General features: G+C 45.2%; 14 protein-coding genes. 6 read left to right on the plus strand and 8 right to left on the minus strand.

The annotated features are described in order from the left end of the window. Positions 1-63 precede the first annotated feature (63 nt). The 3 genes from ccsB to MIS45_RS10220 all read right to left on the minus strand — a co-directional run bounded on the left by ccsB (position 64) and on the right by MIS45_RS10220 (position 2816). Positions 64-1320 (minus strand): c-type cytochrome biogenesis protein CcsB, encoded by a 1257-nt coding sequence (ccsB, locus tag MIS45_RS10210; RefSeq protein ID WP_249450462.1) that lies wholly within the window; start codon positions 1318-1320, stop codon positions 64-66. 137 nt (positions 1321-1457) lie between these two features. Further along, positions 1458-1931 (minus strand): hypothetical protein, encoded by a 474-nt coding sequence (locus MIS45_RS10215; RefSeq protein ID WP_249450463.1) that lies wholly within the window; start codon positions 1929-1931, stop codon positions 1458-1460. 27 nt (positions 1932-1958) lie between these two features. Then, positions 1959-2816, minus strand: a complete 858-nt coding sequence (locus MIS45_RS10220) for an ankyrin repeat domain-containing protein (RefSeq protein WP_249450464.1) — start codon at positions 2814-2816, stop codon at positions 1959-1961. 429 nt (positions 2817-3245) lie between these two features. On the opposite strand from MIS45_RS10220, the gene MIS45_RS10225 reads away from it, so the two are divergent. From MIS45_RS10225 to MIS45_RS10240, 4 genes are all read left to right on the plus strand, one after another. Beyond that, positions 3246-3983, plus strand: coding sequence for a methionine ABC transporter ATP-binding protein (locus MIS45_RS10225; protein ID WP_249442536.1), 738 nt, complete (start codon positions 3246-3248; stop codon positions 3981-3983). A gap of 73 nt (positions 3984-4056) precedes the next feature. Continuing rightward, positions 4057-4740 (plus strand): methionine ABC transporter permease, encoded by a 684-nt coding sequence (locus tag MIS45_RS10230; protein ID WP_249442537.1) that lies wholly within the window; start codon positions 4057-4059, stop codon positions 4738-4740. Positions 4741-4836: 96 nt separating this feature from the next. Further along, a complete protein-coding gene (locus tag MIS45_RS10235) occupies positions 4837-5802 on the plus strand; it encodes a MetQ/NlpA family ABC transporter substrate-binding protein (protein ID WP_249450465.1) in 966 nt (321 codons plus the stop codon). Positions 5803-6165: 363 nt separating this feature from the next. Next, on the plus strand, positions 6166-7038 hold the full coding sequence (locus MIS45_RS10240; RefSeq protein WP_249450466.1) for a pirin family protein: 873 nt from the start codon (positions 6166-6168) through the stop codon (positions 7036-7038). A 327-nt stretch (positions 7039-7365) separates the two neighbouring features. Here the strand turns inward: MIS45_RS10240 and lnt are convergent, their stop codons facing one another. Next, the gene (gene lnt, locus MIS45_RS10245; protein WP_249450467.1) at positions 7366-8922 is read right to left on the minus strand and encodes an apolipoprotein N-acyltransferase; all 1557 of its coding nucleotides are present in this window, start codon (positions 8920-8922) and stop codon (positions 7366-7368) included. 189 nt (positions 8923-9111) lie between these two features. Between lnt and nadE the strand changes: the two genes are divergently transcribed. Both nadE and MIS45_RS10255 read left to right on the plus strand, forming a co-directional pair. Continuing rightward, positions 9112-9906, plus strand: a complete 795-nt coding sequence (gene nadE / locus MIS45_RS10250; RefSeq protein WP_249451382.1) for an NAD(+) synthase — start codon at positions 9112-9114, stop codon at positions 9904-9906. Continuing rightward, the gene (locus MIS45_RS10255; RefSeq protein WP_249450468.1) at positions 9903-10715 is read left to right on the plus strand and encodes a Cof-type HAD-IIB family hydrolase; all 813 of its coding nucleotides are present in this window, start codon (positions 9903-9905) and stop codon (positions 10713-10715) included. Before nadE ends, MIS45_RS10255 begins: the two co-directional genes overlap by 4 nt. Before the next feature lie 73 nt (positions 10716-10788). Here the strand turns inward: MIS45_RS10255 and fusA are convergent, their stop codons facing one another. From fusA to MIS45_RS10275, 4 genes are all read right to left on the minus strand, one after another. Further along, a complete protein-coding gene (gene fusA, locus MIS45_RS10260; RefSeq protein ID WP_249450469.1) occupies positions 10789-12894 on the minus strand; it encodes an elongation factor G in 2106 nt (701 codons plus the stop codon). 18 nt (positions 12895-12912) lie between these two features. Further along, positions 12913-13386, minus strand: coding sequence for a 30S ribosomal protein S7 (gene rpsG, locus MIS45_RS10265; RefSeq protein WP_249443853.1), 474 nt, complete (start codon positions 13384-13386; stop codon positions 12913-12915). 146 nt (positions 13387-13532) lie between these two features. Beyond that, positions 13533-13904, minus strand: coding sequence for a 30S ribosomal protein S12 (gene rpsL / locus MIS45_RS10270; protein ID WP_002218431.1), 372 nt, complete (start codon positions 13902-13904; stop codon positions 13533-13535). 353 nt (positions 13905-14257) lie between these two features. After that, positions 14258-15247, minus strand: coding sequence for a DUF4349 domain-containing protein (locus MIS45_RS10275; RefSeq protein ID WP_249450470.1), 990 nt, complete (start codon positions 15245-15247; stop codon positions 14258-14260). Positions 15248-15312: the final 65 nt, after the last annotated feature.

Raw genomic sequence — 15312 nt, forward strand, 5'->3', positions numbered from 1 at the left:
TGGGGTAGATAAAAGGCAGCCTGAAAATAAGGATTAACCCCTTTTTCAGGCTGCCTGAAACTATTACAAACTACCGTATGAATGTAAACCCGTCAAAAACATATTCACACCCACAAACGCGAATGCCGTAATGAACAAACCAATAATCGCCCACCACGCCAAAATCTTACCGCGCCAGCCAGCCACCAAACGCATGTGCAACCAAATCGCATAGTTCAGCCACACAATAAACGCCCAAGTTTCTTTCGGGTCCCAGCTCCAATAGCGACCCCAAGCGTCTGCCGCCCACAATGCACCCAAAATCGTGGCAATCGTGAAAAACAGGAAACCCACAGCAATCGCTTTGTACATCGCTTCTTCAATTTGCGCTGGGTCGGGCAGCCATTTGATGCCACGCAACGCCAATAATTCCGCCACACCAAACGCAGCCGCCATACAAAACGCGCCATAGCCAATAAAGTTCGCAGGCACATGGATTTTCATCCACCACGATTGCAGCGCAGGAATAAGCGGCTGAATTTCGTGTGCGCCACGCTCCAAGCTGTACCACAAGGTAAACGCGACCAAGCCCACCATCAGCATGTACACAAACACGCCCAATTTGTGCATGGCAAATTTTCGCTCATAATACAAATACATCAAGCCCGTAATCACCATAAACAAAATAAACACTTCATACAAATTGGACACGGGAATATGCCCCGCGTCTGGGCGCAACAAATAGCTTTCGTGCCAACGCACCAGCAAACCCGTAAAACCCGCAAACGCTGCCGCCCACGCCAAACCCGATGCCATGCCCAGCAAAGTATTCGGTTTAGTGGACACGGTTTCAGGCTGCTTGCGTGCTTGTTGCCACGCCACCAAAGTCCCCAAAGCGTACAAAATAAAGGCGAAAATCGTCAAAGCCGATTGCCACATAATCGCCGATTGGCTGCTCAACAAATAGCGCAACAGGAATTTGCCTTGTGGCGGCTCGCCAGCGTGGGCGATGTTGCCCGCGTACAAACCGACCGCCATGTACGCCACCGCCACGCTGCCCAAAATAAACCAACGCATTGGCTTGAAAAACCAGCCCAAGCCAATCGCAATCGCCGCGCTGACCCACAAAATCACGGTTTCGTAAATGTCCATGTGGTGCGGCATTTTGATTTGCACCATCACGGCAATCGTCAAAATCGCCACCGCAAACAGCCAATCTACCAGCGATAAATTTTTGTACCATGATTTTTCTTGCAATAATTCATGTTGAGGCAAAATATTGTTTTTATTGATACTATTTTCAGGCAGCGTATTATCTGCCGTGCTTGTGCGTTCCGCCATGTTATGTACCTATTGTTTGTATTATGTTTCAGGCAGCCTGAAAGGTGCGCTATTTTAAACTGAAATGGTATGTAAAGATGATTAAATTGATGTTTTGTTGAGATTGAATTTATTTTCAGGCAGCCTGAAAACGTTTTTTAACGCCATTGCCATACTGCCCAATCGTAAAAAGTACCTGCCGCAAATCCGAATAATAAACAAATTTGCCAAATACACTCCCATTTTGGCTGCGAAAAGCGGCGCAACTTCAATACAACGAACACTTCGCCCACTACTGCGAAAACAAAGCCAACCAATAATTGCAATATGGGCATAACACAGCGTTCTTCACCAAATGCATCAGTAAAACAATTACTTTCCAACCACATTGCGAGTGTATATCCCAGCAACCATAGTATGAAAAAAATGCTTATCATTGCCCAAACGCAAAACAGTCTACGCGCCCATTTTCTTGGCAACACGCTATGCAGCACTAGGCTCAATACCATCAATATCCCCAGAGTCCATTGTGCTTGTGTCTTGAAACCGTTACCCCATACCGCGCCGCAATAGAATAAAACTAGAGCCAAGCCAATAGCAGCAGATGTTTTGAATGTGGATTGGATTGACATGATAAACTTGTCCTAAAAAATAGCTTTTCAGGCAGCCTTTAATTGAGCATAAAGCGGTTGCAGCCAGATGGTAATGCAATGTTGGGTATTGCCGTCCCATTCGGTGTCGAAACCTTGTTGTTGCAGCAGCGATACGATTTGGCTAGCCAAGTCTGATATGCCGCTGTCGTCATCGCCGAGCATACCGTAGTTTAAGTCGAGTATGCCGAATTCGCGGGCGCGGCCTTTGCTCGGTTCGGTATAAAAACAGTAGCCGCTAAAACGGGCTTTATCAGGCAGCGTGTCCCAGCGGTCAAAGCATTCGGCAATGCCTTCGCCAACGGTATAGCCTGCATTGGGCAGGGTAACGATGCCTGCTTTTTCGAATGCAGCGAAGGCTTTTTTCACGGCGGCGGTGGCTTTGCGCCATACGGCGGTGTCAGCGCGTTGGTCGGGATATTTGGGCGGTGGTGGTGGCGCGGGCAGCGGATGTCCGCTTAATTGGCTCAATAAACGTTGCACCTCTTTTTGTTCATCAAGGGTGTCGATGCAATCAACAAGATGGTCGCAACCTTCGCGTGTGGCGAGCGTGTTCAAATCAGCACCGTTGTCTATCAGGTATTGCACAATCTCTACCGACGGACAGAATTCGCCTGCCAACCAAAGTGGGGAACGACCGTCTTTGCTCAAAGCATTGATGGGCGAACCTGCTTCCACCAGCAGTCGCACCAATTCAAAATTCACATTGCCACAGTTGTCGGCCACAATGGCTTGATGCAACGGCGTAAAACCGACGGTATTGGTTTCATGCACGGCGTTGGGATTGGCGGCGATAAAAGCTTGCACGGCTGCCAAATCGCTGGCGCGTGCGGCTTCGCTGATGGAACGGTAGTGTTTTTCGCTCATGGCAAACCTCATTTTAATGGTGTGAATTAGGGAGAAGGCAGCCTGAAACCTTTGCAAAACCCATTTACACCCGACTAAATCCGCCGCATTATAACAAAGGCAGCCTGAAAAAAATCAATCGCCTACAAAAATAAAAATTATCTTTCCTTGACAAATTTTATCATTATCCAGTACATTGTCAGCTAATTTACCAACCGATTTAACACAGCTTGCGGGTCAGAAACCAATTACGTTTCAAACAGCTAAGGGTGCGCGGCAGTTTTCAGGCTGCCAAACAAAATAGCTTATTCCTAATCCAGCCCGTTGTGTCATGGCACATCGGGCTGGATTGCATTTATATCATTGCTTTACAACACAATTTAATAATAAAATTTTTTCAGGCTGCCCACAAAAATAATGCAGATGCAGCCTGAAAGAATGGGAAATAAGATGATTACCCTAGACAATGTTTCTAAAAAATACCAAACGCGCGATAAAAAATGGTTTACTGCCATTGAACCAACCACATTAACGATTGAACAAGGCGAAATTTTTGGTTTAATGGGTTATTCAGGCGCGGGCAAATCCACTTTATTGCGCCTAATTAATCTGTTGGAACGTCCCGATTCAGGCAAAGTGATGATTGACGGACAAGATTTGACCTTTATGACCGAAGCGCAACTGCGTCAAGCACGACAAAATATCGGCATGATTTTTCAACAATTTAATTTGTTAAGCAACCGAACTGTTGCAGAAAATGTGGCTTTTCCATTGGAAATTGCAGGCTGGGACAAAGACAAAATTGCACCGCGTGTGGCGGAATGTTTGCAAATTGTGGGACTGACCGAGCGTTCGGAACACTATCCAGCACAATTATCGGGCGGACAAAAACAACGTGTCGGCATTGCACGCGCCCTTGCGCCTAATCCAAGCGTGATTTTGGCGGACGAGCCGACTTCTGCGCTTGACCCGATTACGACGCGCGATGTATTGCAATGTCTGCGTAAAATCAATCAGCAATTTAAGGTTACGATTGTGATTGTTACGCACGAAATGTCGGTGATTCGCAAATTGTGCAATCGTACCGCATTGTTGCATCAGGGAAAATTGCTGGAAGTGGCGGACGTGAAAGATGGTGTAATTTTGGCGCAATCAGAAATTGGACAAGATTTGTTGCGTGATGATTAAATTGTTTTCAGGCTGCCTATTCATTTGAAAAACATTTCAGGCAGCCTGAAAATACAGAAATAGAAAGAAAAATATGTTTGATTTTGAAAAGTGGAGCTGGGAACACATTACCAATTTATTGCCCGAAATTTATAAAGCATTGGGTGAAACTTTGATTATGTTAGCGGTTGCCACGCCTGTGAGTGTATTTTTTGGCTCATTGATTGGTATATTATTGTTCATTAGTGATAATGCGCAAATTTCTGCTAACCCTGTATTAAATAAAATTTTGAATGTGCTGGTTAGCTGGGTGCGTTCTTTCCCATTTGTAATTTTGATGATTGTATTGATGCCGCTGACACGCATTATTGCGGGAACATCATTCGGTCCATTTGCAGCAAGTGTGGCATTAAGTGTAGCGGCAAGTTTTTATTTTGCGCGTTTGGTGGAACAAAATTTAAAAGAAGTGCCGCGTGGTGTGGTAGAAGCCGCCCAAGCAATGGGTGCATCGCCTAAAACCATTATTTTCAAAGTATTATTAAGCGAAGCACGTTCAGGTCTGGTATTGAGTGTTACCATTTTAATGATTGCCATTTTGGGCGAAAGCGCGGCGGCTGGCTTGATTGGTGGTGGCGGTATTGGTGATTTGGGTATTCGTTATGGACACCAACGTTATATGCCCGATGTGATGGCTTTGGTAGTGGTTATTTTGACGGTATTGGTGGTTATTATTCAAATGACAGGCAATTTCTTGTCGGCGAAATTGAATAAACGTTAAGACTAAGGCTGCCTGAAAACCCAAACAGGCATATTTTTCAGGCTGTCTTCTTTTTTATGTCGTATTTTATCTTTGATATAACAGGAGTGTTTAATCATGAATGCAACTTTGAAACTTTCTTTAGCTGGTGTAATTGCATTGGCATTGTCTGCTTGTGGCGGTCAGCAAGAAACTGCTAAACCTGCAACAGATGCCACATCTGCTTCTGGCGCATCAGGTGCTGCCCCTGTGGTAGAAAAAACCGAAATTCGTTTTGGTACAACAGCTGGCGACTTTGGCGATATGGTGAAAGACCAAATCAAACCCATCTTGGAAAAACAAGGTTACAAAGTTACTTTAACCGAGTACACCGACTACGTTACACCAAATAAAGCGTTGGCAGAAAATGCTATTGATATTAACATTTTCCAACATAAACCCTATTTGGACACATTCAAAGCGGAACACAATTTGGATTTGGTAGAAGTATTCCAAGTACCTACTGCACCTTTGGGCTTGTATCCAGGCAAATTGACCGCGCTTGACCAAGTGAAAGACGGTAGTTCTGTTTCTGTGCCAAACGACCCTTCTAATTTGGCGCGTGCATTGGTAATGTTGGGCGAATTAAAATGGGTAAAATTGAAAGATGGCATTGACCCATTAAAAGCCAGCGTTGCTGACATCGCAGAAAACACCAAAAATATCAAATTGGTAGAGATGGAAGCAGCTAACTTGCCACGCAGCCGTCAAGACGTGGACTTTGCCATTGTGAACGGTAACTACGCGATGTCTAGCGGCATGAAATTAACTGAAACTTTGTTCCTTGAACCAAGTTTTGCCTACATCAACTGGTCGGCTGTTCGCACCGCAGATAAAGGTGCAAAATGGGTGCAAGATATTGAAGCAGCATATAATTCTGACGAATTCAAATCGTATGCCAAACAAAAATTTGCAGGCTATAAATACCCTGCTGCTTGGGGCGAGAATGCAGCCGCAAATGCAGTTGCAGAAGCATCAGCAGCATCTGCAGCGTCAGAAACATCAGCTGCATCTGAAGCACCTGCTGCATCTAAAGCAAAATAATACATAAACAAAAGGCAGCCTGAAATACTGTCTTGAATAAAATCCTTTCTATTTAAATAGAAAGGATTTTTTGTTTAGCCATTTAAGAATCCGTATTTATAGTGAATTCACTATATTGTTTCCTATTCAGAAAATCATGTTTCCTAAATCACGCTTGTCGCTGCATAATTAAGACACATACAATCACATTGTACACTTAATAGTCGTTTGAAATAAAAATATAGTGGATTCAATTTAAATCAGGACAAGGCGACAGCGACCGCCGTGTACACCCAGTACATAAGGGAGCTGGCAACGCTGTACTGGTTTAAATTGAATTCACTATATTTTAAACGACTATATAATCAATAGGAAAAAAACAAAATGCGTACTCTAAAACAAATTTATACCGCTCCGCCAAAACATTGGGTTGGCAATGGTTTTCATGTTTCGCCGTTGTTTTCACACATGGGAGAGCCGAAACAAACCAATCCATTTTTGATGTTGGATTATGCTGCACCGATGGAATTTGCGCCCAATACCGCTCATCCGCGTGGTGTGAGCGAACATCCGCATCGTGGTTTTGAAACGGTTACGATTGCTTATCAAGGCGAAGTGGCGCACCGCGATGGTAGTGGCGCAACAGGTGTGATTAAGCGTGGCGATGTGCAATGGATGACGGCTGGTAGTGGCACGGTACACGAAGAATTTCACAGCCAAGCATTTAGTGAACGTGGTGGCTGGTTTGAAATGGCGCAGATTTGGGTGAATTTGCCCAAAGCGCACAAAAGTGCGCCGCCGCGCTATCAACATCTGCAAAATGATGCAATTCCTGTGGTGAAACTGGACGGGGGCAGTATTCGCATTATTGGTGGAGAATACAATGGCGTGCGTGGCTCAGGCGAAATATTTTCGGAATTGAATATTTGGGATATTTCGGTGGATGTGGACGCAGAAATGGTTTTCAGGCTGCCTGAAACGCATAATGTGAGCATTGTGGTGCGCCGCAGCAATGTGTTATTCAATGGTAAACACACAGCACGCGCCACCGATTTGGCAATTTTTGAACGCGAAAATGGCGAGATTTCGGTACGCAATCAAGGTGATGAAACGGCAGAATTGTTGGTTTTATCTGGAGTGCCGATTGATGAGCCAATTGCGGCTTATGGTCCATTTGTGATGAATACGCCCGAAGAAATCCGTGAAAGTATTGAAGCGTATCGGCGTGGGGAATATGGTTCTTTAAATTCATTGTAATAATTGTTCAAAGGCAGCCTGAAAACTTTGCAAAACCCAAAACTATAGGTCAGATTCTTGAATCTGACATTTCTCAATTCTTGTTTTTTATTTAAATACAAGCGCCTAATCCAAGAATTTTCAGGCAGCCACATCACTATAATTAAACACAGACAAGGCAATTAGCAACTACCGTGTACAAATTAAGTACACGGTAGAGCTGGCAACGCTGTACTGGTTTAGTGAATCCGCTATATTTATAGTCGCTTAAAATTAAAAATACTACTGCGTTGCCCACAACCTTATGTACGAGATGTACACGGCGGGCGTGGTCGCCTTGTCCTATTTTTATTTTAAGCAACTATATTGACGCAGCCTGAAAACATATTTCAACACCACCGCTAACATCATCAACAATCCAATAAAGGGCAAACTTCCGCCAAATTTCATATATGGCGTTTCGCCCGTCATACCCATGATTTCGCCTTCCAAAACCGTCTCCACATTGGGCTGTGCTTGCGCCACAATTTTGCCTTGTGGTGACACAATTGCCGTTGCGCCCGTGTTGGTGGAACGCAGCATAAATCGTCCCAATTCCAAAGCGCGTGCTTGCGATTGCTGCAATTGTTGCCACATCGCATTGGAATTGCCATACCACGCCATATTGCTCGCATTTGCCAGCAGCGTGGATTGTTTGGCGGACGCAATCAATTCATCGCCAAAACCATCTTCATAACAAATATTAAACGCAACTTGTTGATTCGCCATCGTAAAGGGTTTTTGCCCAATACCACCACGCTGGAAATCTGCCAATGGCATATTCATCAATTGATACAATGGGTTAGTTAGAATAGGTAAAGGTTTGTATTCGCCAAATGGTACCAAATGATTTTTGGCATACATAGGCATTTTTTCAGGTTGCATTTCATCGTATTCGTTCAACAAAATCATTGCGTTTAAATAATTTGTACCATCCGATGTGAAAGCAGGCACACCCACCGCCAATGCGCTACCGTTTTGCTTTGCTACTCGCGCAAACGCGTTCAACACTTCAGGGGGCGTGTGTTGCAAAAATTGAGGCAACGCGGTTTCAGGCAGCACCACAATTTGTGCTTTGCTGCGTGATACTTGCTCAAAATAGCGACGATAGGTTTCAGACAGCATATTTTCATCAAATTTTAACTGTTGCGCGATATTGCCCTGTGCCAAAGCTACGGTAGCAGTTTGACCAGTGCTTTGGGTAAACGATACGCCGCGTAATAGGCAGCCTGAAACCAAAATAGTCATAATTATTATGGCAGCCGCGATTCTGTGTTTCATCACGCTATGATTAACTATCAACACTAAACACGCGCCGATGCTGGCGGTTAAAAAAGTCAGCAAATGAATGCCACCAATCGGTGCAAATCCTGCCAATGGACTATGGTCAGCGATTTGTGAATAGCCCAGTGCACCCCAACCAAATCCTATCAACACACGCTCGCGAGCAAATTCGGCGAGTGTCCAGCAAATTGGCAAGGCGATACCGATATTTGCCCAACGCGGTAGCTGCGCGAATAATTTGCCATGCACCCAAAACGCGGCGGCTGGAAACAACGCGAGAAACATAGGCAACAAAAATGTCAGCGGTATGGCAAAAATATTGGGCAAACCTGATACATCGTGTAAGGCGGTGTGAATCCACCAAAATTGTGCGGCATAGCCAATGATGCCGAACCAATATGCAGAGACAATGCGGCGATGCGGTTTTAATTCCGTCAAACGAATCAGCGCGGAAAACAACAGCGGCATCAGCCAAAATTGATAATAGGGCGCGAATGTCAGCGGTGTGGCGGAGGCAATCGCGGTCAGCACGATGAAGTAAATGGTAGGAATTTGCCAGATGCGGTCAAGTTTGGAAAACATGGGTTTCAGGCTGCCTTATGGTTTTTGTGGGAGAAATAGGCAGCCTGAAAAAATATTAAAATGTTTTTTCAGGCTGCTTTTTTAAATAGAGTGGATTATACCGTGATGCGTTTTCGGGCTGTATTAAAAAATCCTTTCACGCAGCCTGAAACCGCGTTATATTCCAACTTTTTACACGAGATTTTACCTATGCAAACCCAAGCGATTATTCAACACATCGTAACATGGCTGCACGATTATGCCACACAAGCGCGTGTCAAAGGCTTTGTGGTCGGCGTATCAGGTGGGATTGATTCAGCTGTGGTGTCCACTTTGTGTGCAAAAACAGGGCTGGACGTTTTGTTGCTGAATATGCCAATTCGCCAAAAAGCCGACCAATTTGACCGCGCCGCCGCACACATCGCCGCCTTGTCCGCACAATTTCCCAATGTTCGCGGCGAAACGGTGGATTTAACGCCCACTTTTGAACAATTTGAACGCACTGTCTTATCAGGCAGCCTGAAACACGCCAATCAAGATTTAGCGATGGCAAATACGCGCTCGCGTTTGCGTATGACCACTTTGTATTATTACGGACAAATCAATGGCTTACTGGTCGCAGGCACAGGCAATAAGGTGGAAGATTTTGGCGTAGGTTTTTTCACCAAATATGGTGATGGTGGCGTGGATATTAGTCCGATTGCCGATTTGCTCAAAACACAGGTATATGAAATCGCAAAAGAATTAGCTATTTTACCCAGTATTCAGGCTGCCGCGCCCACCGATGGTTTGTGGGATAGCGAACGCACCGATGAACAACAGATGGGCGCAACGTATCCCGAATTGGAATGGGCAATGGCGCAACACAGCGCAGGCGCATCACGCGAACAATTTAGCGGACGTGAGCAGGAAGTATTTGATATATTTGTCAAACTCAATCGTGCCACGCAACACAAAATCCAACCTATCCCGATTTGTACCATTCCCAAGGAGTTATTTTTATGACCCAACCCAAGCCCAAAATCGTGTTTTTTGACATTGATGAAACGTTGTACATCAATCATGGCGAGCAGCGTGTGCCAGAATCCGCCAAAATCGCGCTGCGTGCGCTAAAACAACAAGGCATTATGACCGCGATTGCAACAGGGCGTACGATTGCTGTGCTGCCTGAAAAAATCTTGGCGGTCATTGAAGAATGCGGCATTGATATGATTGTGTCCATCAATGGGCAATATGTTGCTTATCGTTGCGAAAAGCTGGCTGCTTTTCCTGTGGATAAACAAAAAGTTGCCGAATTAACAGGCAGCCTGAAAGCGCACCAGATTGCGCACGCATTTGTTGCACGCGAAGGTTTATTTACCGTGTTGGAAGATGAGCATTCTGCTGCTGCGTTGGCTGCGTTGCAACTGCCTTACGCGCACGACCCTGCAGCGCACGAGCGTTACGATATTTATCAAATGCTGGTGTTTTATACCGAAGCGCAAAATGATGCGGTGCGCCCCTTGTTGCCGCAAGACGACCAAATCATTCGTTGGCATCCGCATGCGATTGATTTGTTGCAAGCATCGGGTTCAAAAGCGCGTGGCATTGAGGCAGCTTTAGGCAAATTGGGTTTGCAGATGAGCGATGCGATGGCATTTGGCGATGGACCCAATGATATGCAAATGTTGCAAACAGTGGGATTCGGCGTGGCGATGGGCAATGCCGTACCTGAATTAAAAGCGGTGGCGGATTATGTTTGCCCTGCGATTGATGATGATGGCATTTATCGCGGCTTGGTGGATTTGGGCGTGATTGATGCAGGTACAGTATAAAAAATAATATAGGCAGCCTGAAATGTTTATGAAAACATTTTAGGCTGCCTATTATCTATTTAGCAAACGGAAATTAACCTTTACGAGCAGCAGTTACTTCTGCAGCTACATTAGCAGGCGCTTCCGCGTATTTCGCAAACTCCATAGAGTAGGTAGCACGACCTTGTGTCGCAGAACGCAAGTCAGTTGAGTAACCAAACATTTCTGCCAAAGGCACTTCGGCGCGAACTTTCTTGCCGCCAATACCGTCATCGTCCATACCCAATACGATGCCGCGACGACGGTTCAAATCGCCCATTACATCGCCCATGTAGTCTTCTGGGGTTTCCACTTCAACCGCCATGATTGGCTCCAACAAAGCAGGCGATGCTTGACGCATACCTTCTTTAAACGCTTGTGAAGCAGCCAATTCAAACGCCAATTGTGAAGAGTCCACATCATGGTAAGAACCGAATACCAAACGGATACGCACGTCTACTACTGGGTAGCCTGCTACCACACCGTTAGACAATGTGTCGCGGATACCTTTGTCCACAGACGGGATAAATTCGCGTGGAATCACACCACCTTTAATCTCGTCAATGAACTCGTAGCCTGCGCCACCTGGTTCCATAGGTTCCATTTCAATCACAACGTGACCGTATTGACCTTTACCACCAGATTGTTTCGCGTGTTTGTGTTCGGCTTTAACGGCTTTGCGAATGGTTTCGCGGTATGCCACTTGTGGCGCGCCCACGTTGGCCTCTACGCCAAATTCGCGTTTCATGCGGTCAACGATGATTTCCAAGTGCAACTCGCCCATACCTGAAATAATGGTTTGACCTGATTCTTCATCGGTACGAACGCGGAAAGATGGGTCTTCTTTTGCCAAACGGTTCAAAGCGATACCCATTTTTTCTTGGTCGGCTTTGGTTTTTGGCTCAACGGCAACGTGGATTACTGGCTCTGGGAATTCCATGCGTTCCAAGATGATGGGTGCGTCTTCCGCACACAAAGTTTCACCAGTTGTTACGTCTTTCAAACCGATTGCGGCAGCGATGTCGCCCGCGCGTACTTCTTCAATTTCAGTACGGTCAGCAGCCGTCATTTGTACCAAACGACCAATGCGCTCGCGCGTGCCTTTAACCGAGTTAATCACGGTGTCGCCTGATTTCACCACGCCAGAGTAAACGCGGATAAAGGTCAAGTTACCCACGTATTTGTCGTTCAACATTTTGAATGCCAAAGCGGAGAATTTCGCATCATCGCTGGCTTCACGGCTATCCGCTTCATCAGTTGCAGGGTTTACACCTTGTACAGGTGGAATATCGGTAGGTGCAGGCAAGAATTGCACCACGCCGTCCAACATGCGTTGTACACCTTTGTTTTTGAACGCAGAACCGCAGAACATAGGCTGAATTTCGCCAGCCAAAGTGCGCGTACGCAAAGCAGAGATGATTTCATCTTCGCTCAACTCTTCGCCACCCAAGTATTTGTCCATCAATTCTTCGTTGGCTTCGGCTGCGGCTTCAATCATGTTTTGACGCCATTCTTCGGCAGTCGCCACCAAATCAGCAGGAATGTCGCCATATTCAAAAGTTACACCTTTGTCGGCTTCGTTCCAAATAATGGCTTTCATGTTCAACAAATCTACTACGCCTTCAAAAGCGTCTTCTGCGCCCACAGGAATCACAATCGGTACAGGATTAGCACGCAAGCGCGTACGCATTTGTTCTACCACGCGGAAGAAGTTCGCACCTTGACGGTCCATTTTGTTTACAAATGCCAAACGTGGCACTTTGTATTTGTTGGCTTGACGCCATACAGTTTCAGACTGCGGTTGAACGCCGCCCACCGCACAGTAAACCATTACCGCACCGTCCAAAACGCGCATAGAGCGTTCTACTTCTACGGTAAAGTCAACGTGTCCGGGGGTATCAATGATGTTAAAGCGGTGTTCTTTAAACTGTTTCGCCATACCAGACCAGTAAGAAGTCACGGCAGCAGACGTAATCGTGATGCCGCGCTCTTGTTCTTGTTCCATGTAGTCGGTAGTGGCTGCACCGTCATGTACTTCGCCCAATTTGTGTGTCAAACCTGTGTAGAACAAAATGCGTTCTGTGGTGGTGGTTTTACCCGCGTCAATGTGGGCAGAAATACCGATATTGCGGTACAAGCTAATAGGAGTTTTACGTGCCATTTTAATGTCCTCTCAAAATTAGAAACGGAAATGAGAGAAGGCTTTGTTGGCTTCTGCCATGCGATGCACTTCTTCGCGTTTTTTCATTGCACCACCACGACCTTCGGCAGCATCAATCAATTCACCAGCCAAACGCAAATCCATAGATTTTTCGCCACGTTTACGGGCTGCATCACGCACCCAACGCATTGCCAACGCCAAACGGCGGTCAGCACGAACTTCAACAGGAACTTGGTAGTTTGCACCACCTACGCGGCGACTTTTCACTTCCACGATGGGTTTAGCGTTAGCAATGGCTTCATTGAATACTTCAATGGCTTCTTTGCCTTGAACTTTTTTAGCGATTTGTTCCAATGCGCCGTACACAATGCGTTCGGCAACGGCTTTTTTACCGTCAATCATCAAAACGTTCATAAATTTAGTCAATTCAACGCTGCCGAATTTTGGGTCAGGCAATACGTTGCGTTTAGGGACTTCTCTGCGACGTGGCATAATTATTCCAATTCTATTCAGTTGGGGCATTCCCATGATGATTTATGAAGAAACCATCACTTACTCGGCTGTGAAGTTTTTTCAGGCAGCCGACGTGCCAGTTTTAATAAAAAATAATAATGAATTAAATAAACTTAAATAACCGTTTATTTAGGACGTTTTGCACCGTATTTAGAACGCGCTTGTTTACGGTCTTTCACGCCTGCGGTGTCCAAAGAACCGCGTACGGTGTGGTAACGTACACCTGGCAAGTCTTTTACACGACCACCGCGAATCAATACCACGCTGTGTTCTTGCAAGTTATGACCTTCACCGCCGATGTATGAAATCACTTCAAAACCGTTGGTCAAACGCACTTTACATACTTTACGCAAAGCGGAGTTTGGTTTTTTAGGGGTTGTAGTGTACACGCGGGTGCAAACGCCACGTTTTTGTGGGCAAGCTTCCAGCGCAGGTACTTTGTTCACATAAACGGGTTTTTGACGACCCTTGCGAACTAATTGATTAATAGTAGGCATATTTTTTTATTCCTGTTGATTAAAAATAGCTTGCTAACGGAATTGTCAGCAAGCCGTATATTATGACTAATAAAATGTTTTTTTGTCAATAAGTTTGTGATATTCAAGCGTTTCAGGCTGCCTGAAAAAATTCAGGATACATAAGTCCGCTTTTTCACACCAAATGTTATGATTGATAGCTATTTAACATACTGCGCACTCTACGCTATTGAAAAGGAAAATTAAATGAAACAACAATAAATTAGAGCAGATTTTAATTTTTGTAGAGCGCATACCACTTACTCAAAATATTTAAATATTTTGGAAAAACGACGAATGGTACACGCCACATTCTACTTCAATCCATGTAAAAATTACTGTTTCTCATTCTTGTTATTCTTACCAAAATCTCTGCCCCACCACAGCCACAACACCACCAATCCCAACCATACAAACCAAGTTCGCAAACCAAACAACAATATATCCAATAATAAATGTCCGCTAGACATCAAAGCCTGTTTCACTGCTGCGCCAAATGATGGGCGATGCTGCGCTGCGAGGGCTTTACTGTCCACAATCAGTGATTTAACTACATTTTCAGGCTGGCTGAAACGCAAAGAAATGGTCGCATAATCCACCTTATCTTGCCATTCTGCTTGCTGGATTTTGGCTTCGTCTTGGCGTTCACGCGCCGCAAATTGATTGTTTATTATTTGTGCGCGGTCGGTATGCGGATTGTTTTTACTTTGTTGATTAAGCTGTTGTAAAGCTTGGCTTTTATCGTGTTCACGTTGTGCCGTCAAAATTTCGCGTTGCACACTTGAAGCAACATCTTGGGCATTGTAATTGTGTTGCTCCAACAAAGTGATGTGCGCTTGCAAACCATGTAAAAACACCTGCGCTTTTTCGCGTGGAATGCGAACCATCAATTCCGACCAACTGGTATAACGCTCAATTTGCAACACCATACCATCATTTTGCTTAAACGTCTCTTTGGCAACAATCTCGCTACGCGTTTGATTGGAAACAACAAAACCACCCTGTTGTGTCGCAAGTTGCTCAATCGCCACTATCGTTTTGCGAACATCATCAGTGCGAAAAGTCAAATCTGCCGTAACCACAAATGGACGATGAGCAGACTGTGCATGGCTAACAACCGTTTGAATAGAAGATTGATTGGGCGCAGACGATTCCACTGCTATTGGCGCAGAAGCTGCCATATCCATAGTCATCGTTGGCGCAGCAACTGTGGGCGCACTTTCTGCTGCCATACTTTGTTGCACGGCATTTTCATGAGTAGATTGTCCGCCACACGCTGCCAAAAAAGCTGTCAATATCCATATAGACAATGCGACTGGTTTCATGATGATTTCCCGTTGTGATTGATTTTTAAACAATGGTCATCATTCTATCAAAAATAAATGTTTTC

It is taken from the genome of Wielerella bovis, assembly GCF_022354465.1.
GTDB classification, from domain to species: domain Bacteria; phylum Pseudomonadota; class Gammaproteobacteria; order Burkholderiales; family Neisseriaceae; genus Wielerella; species Wielerella bovis.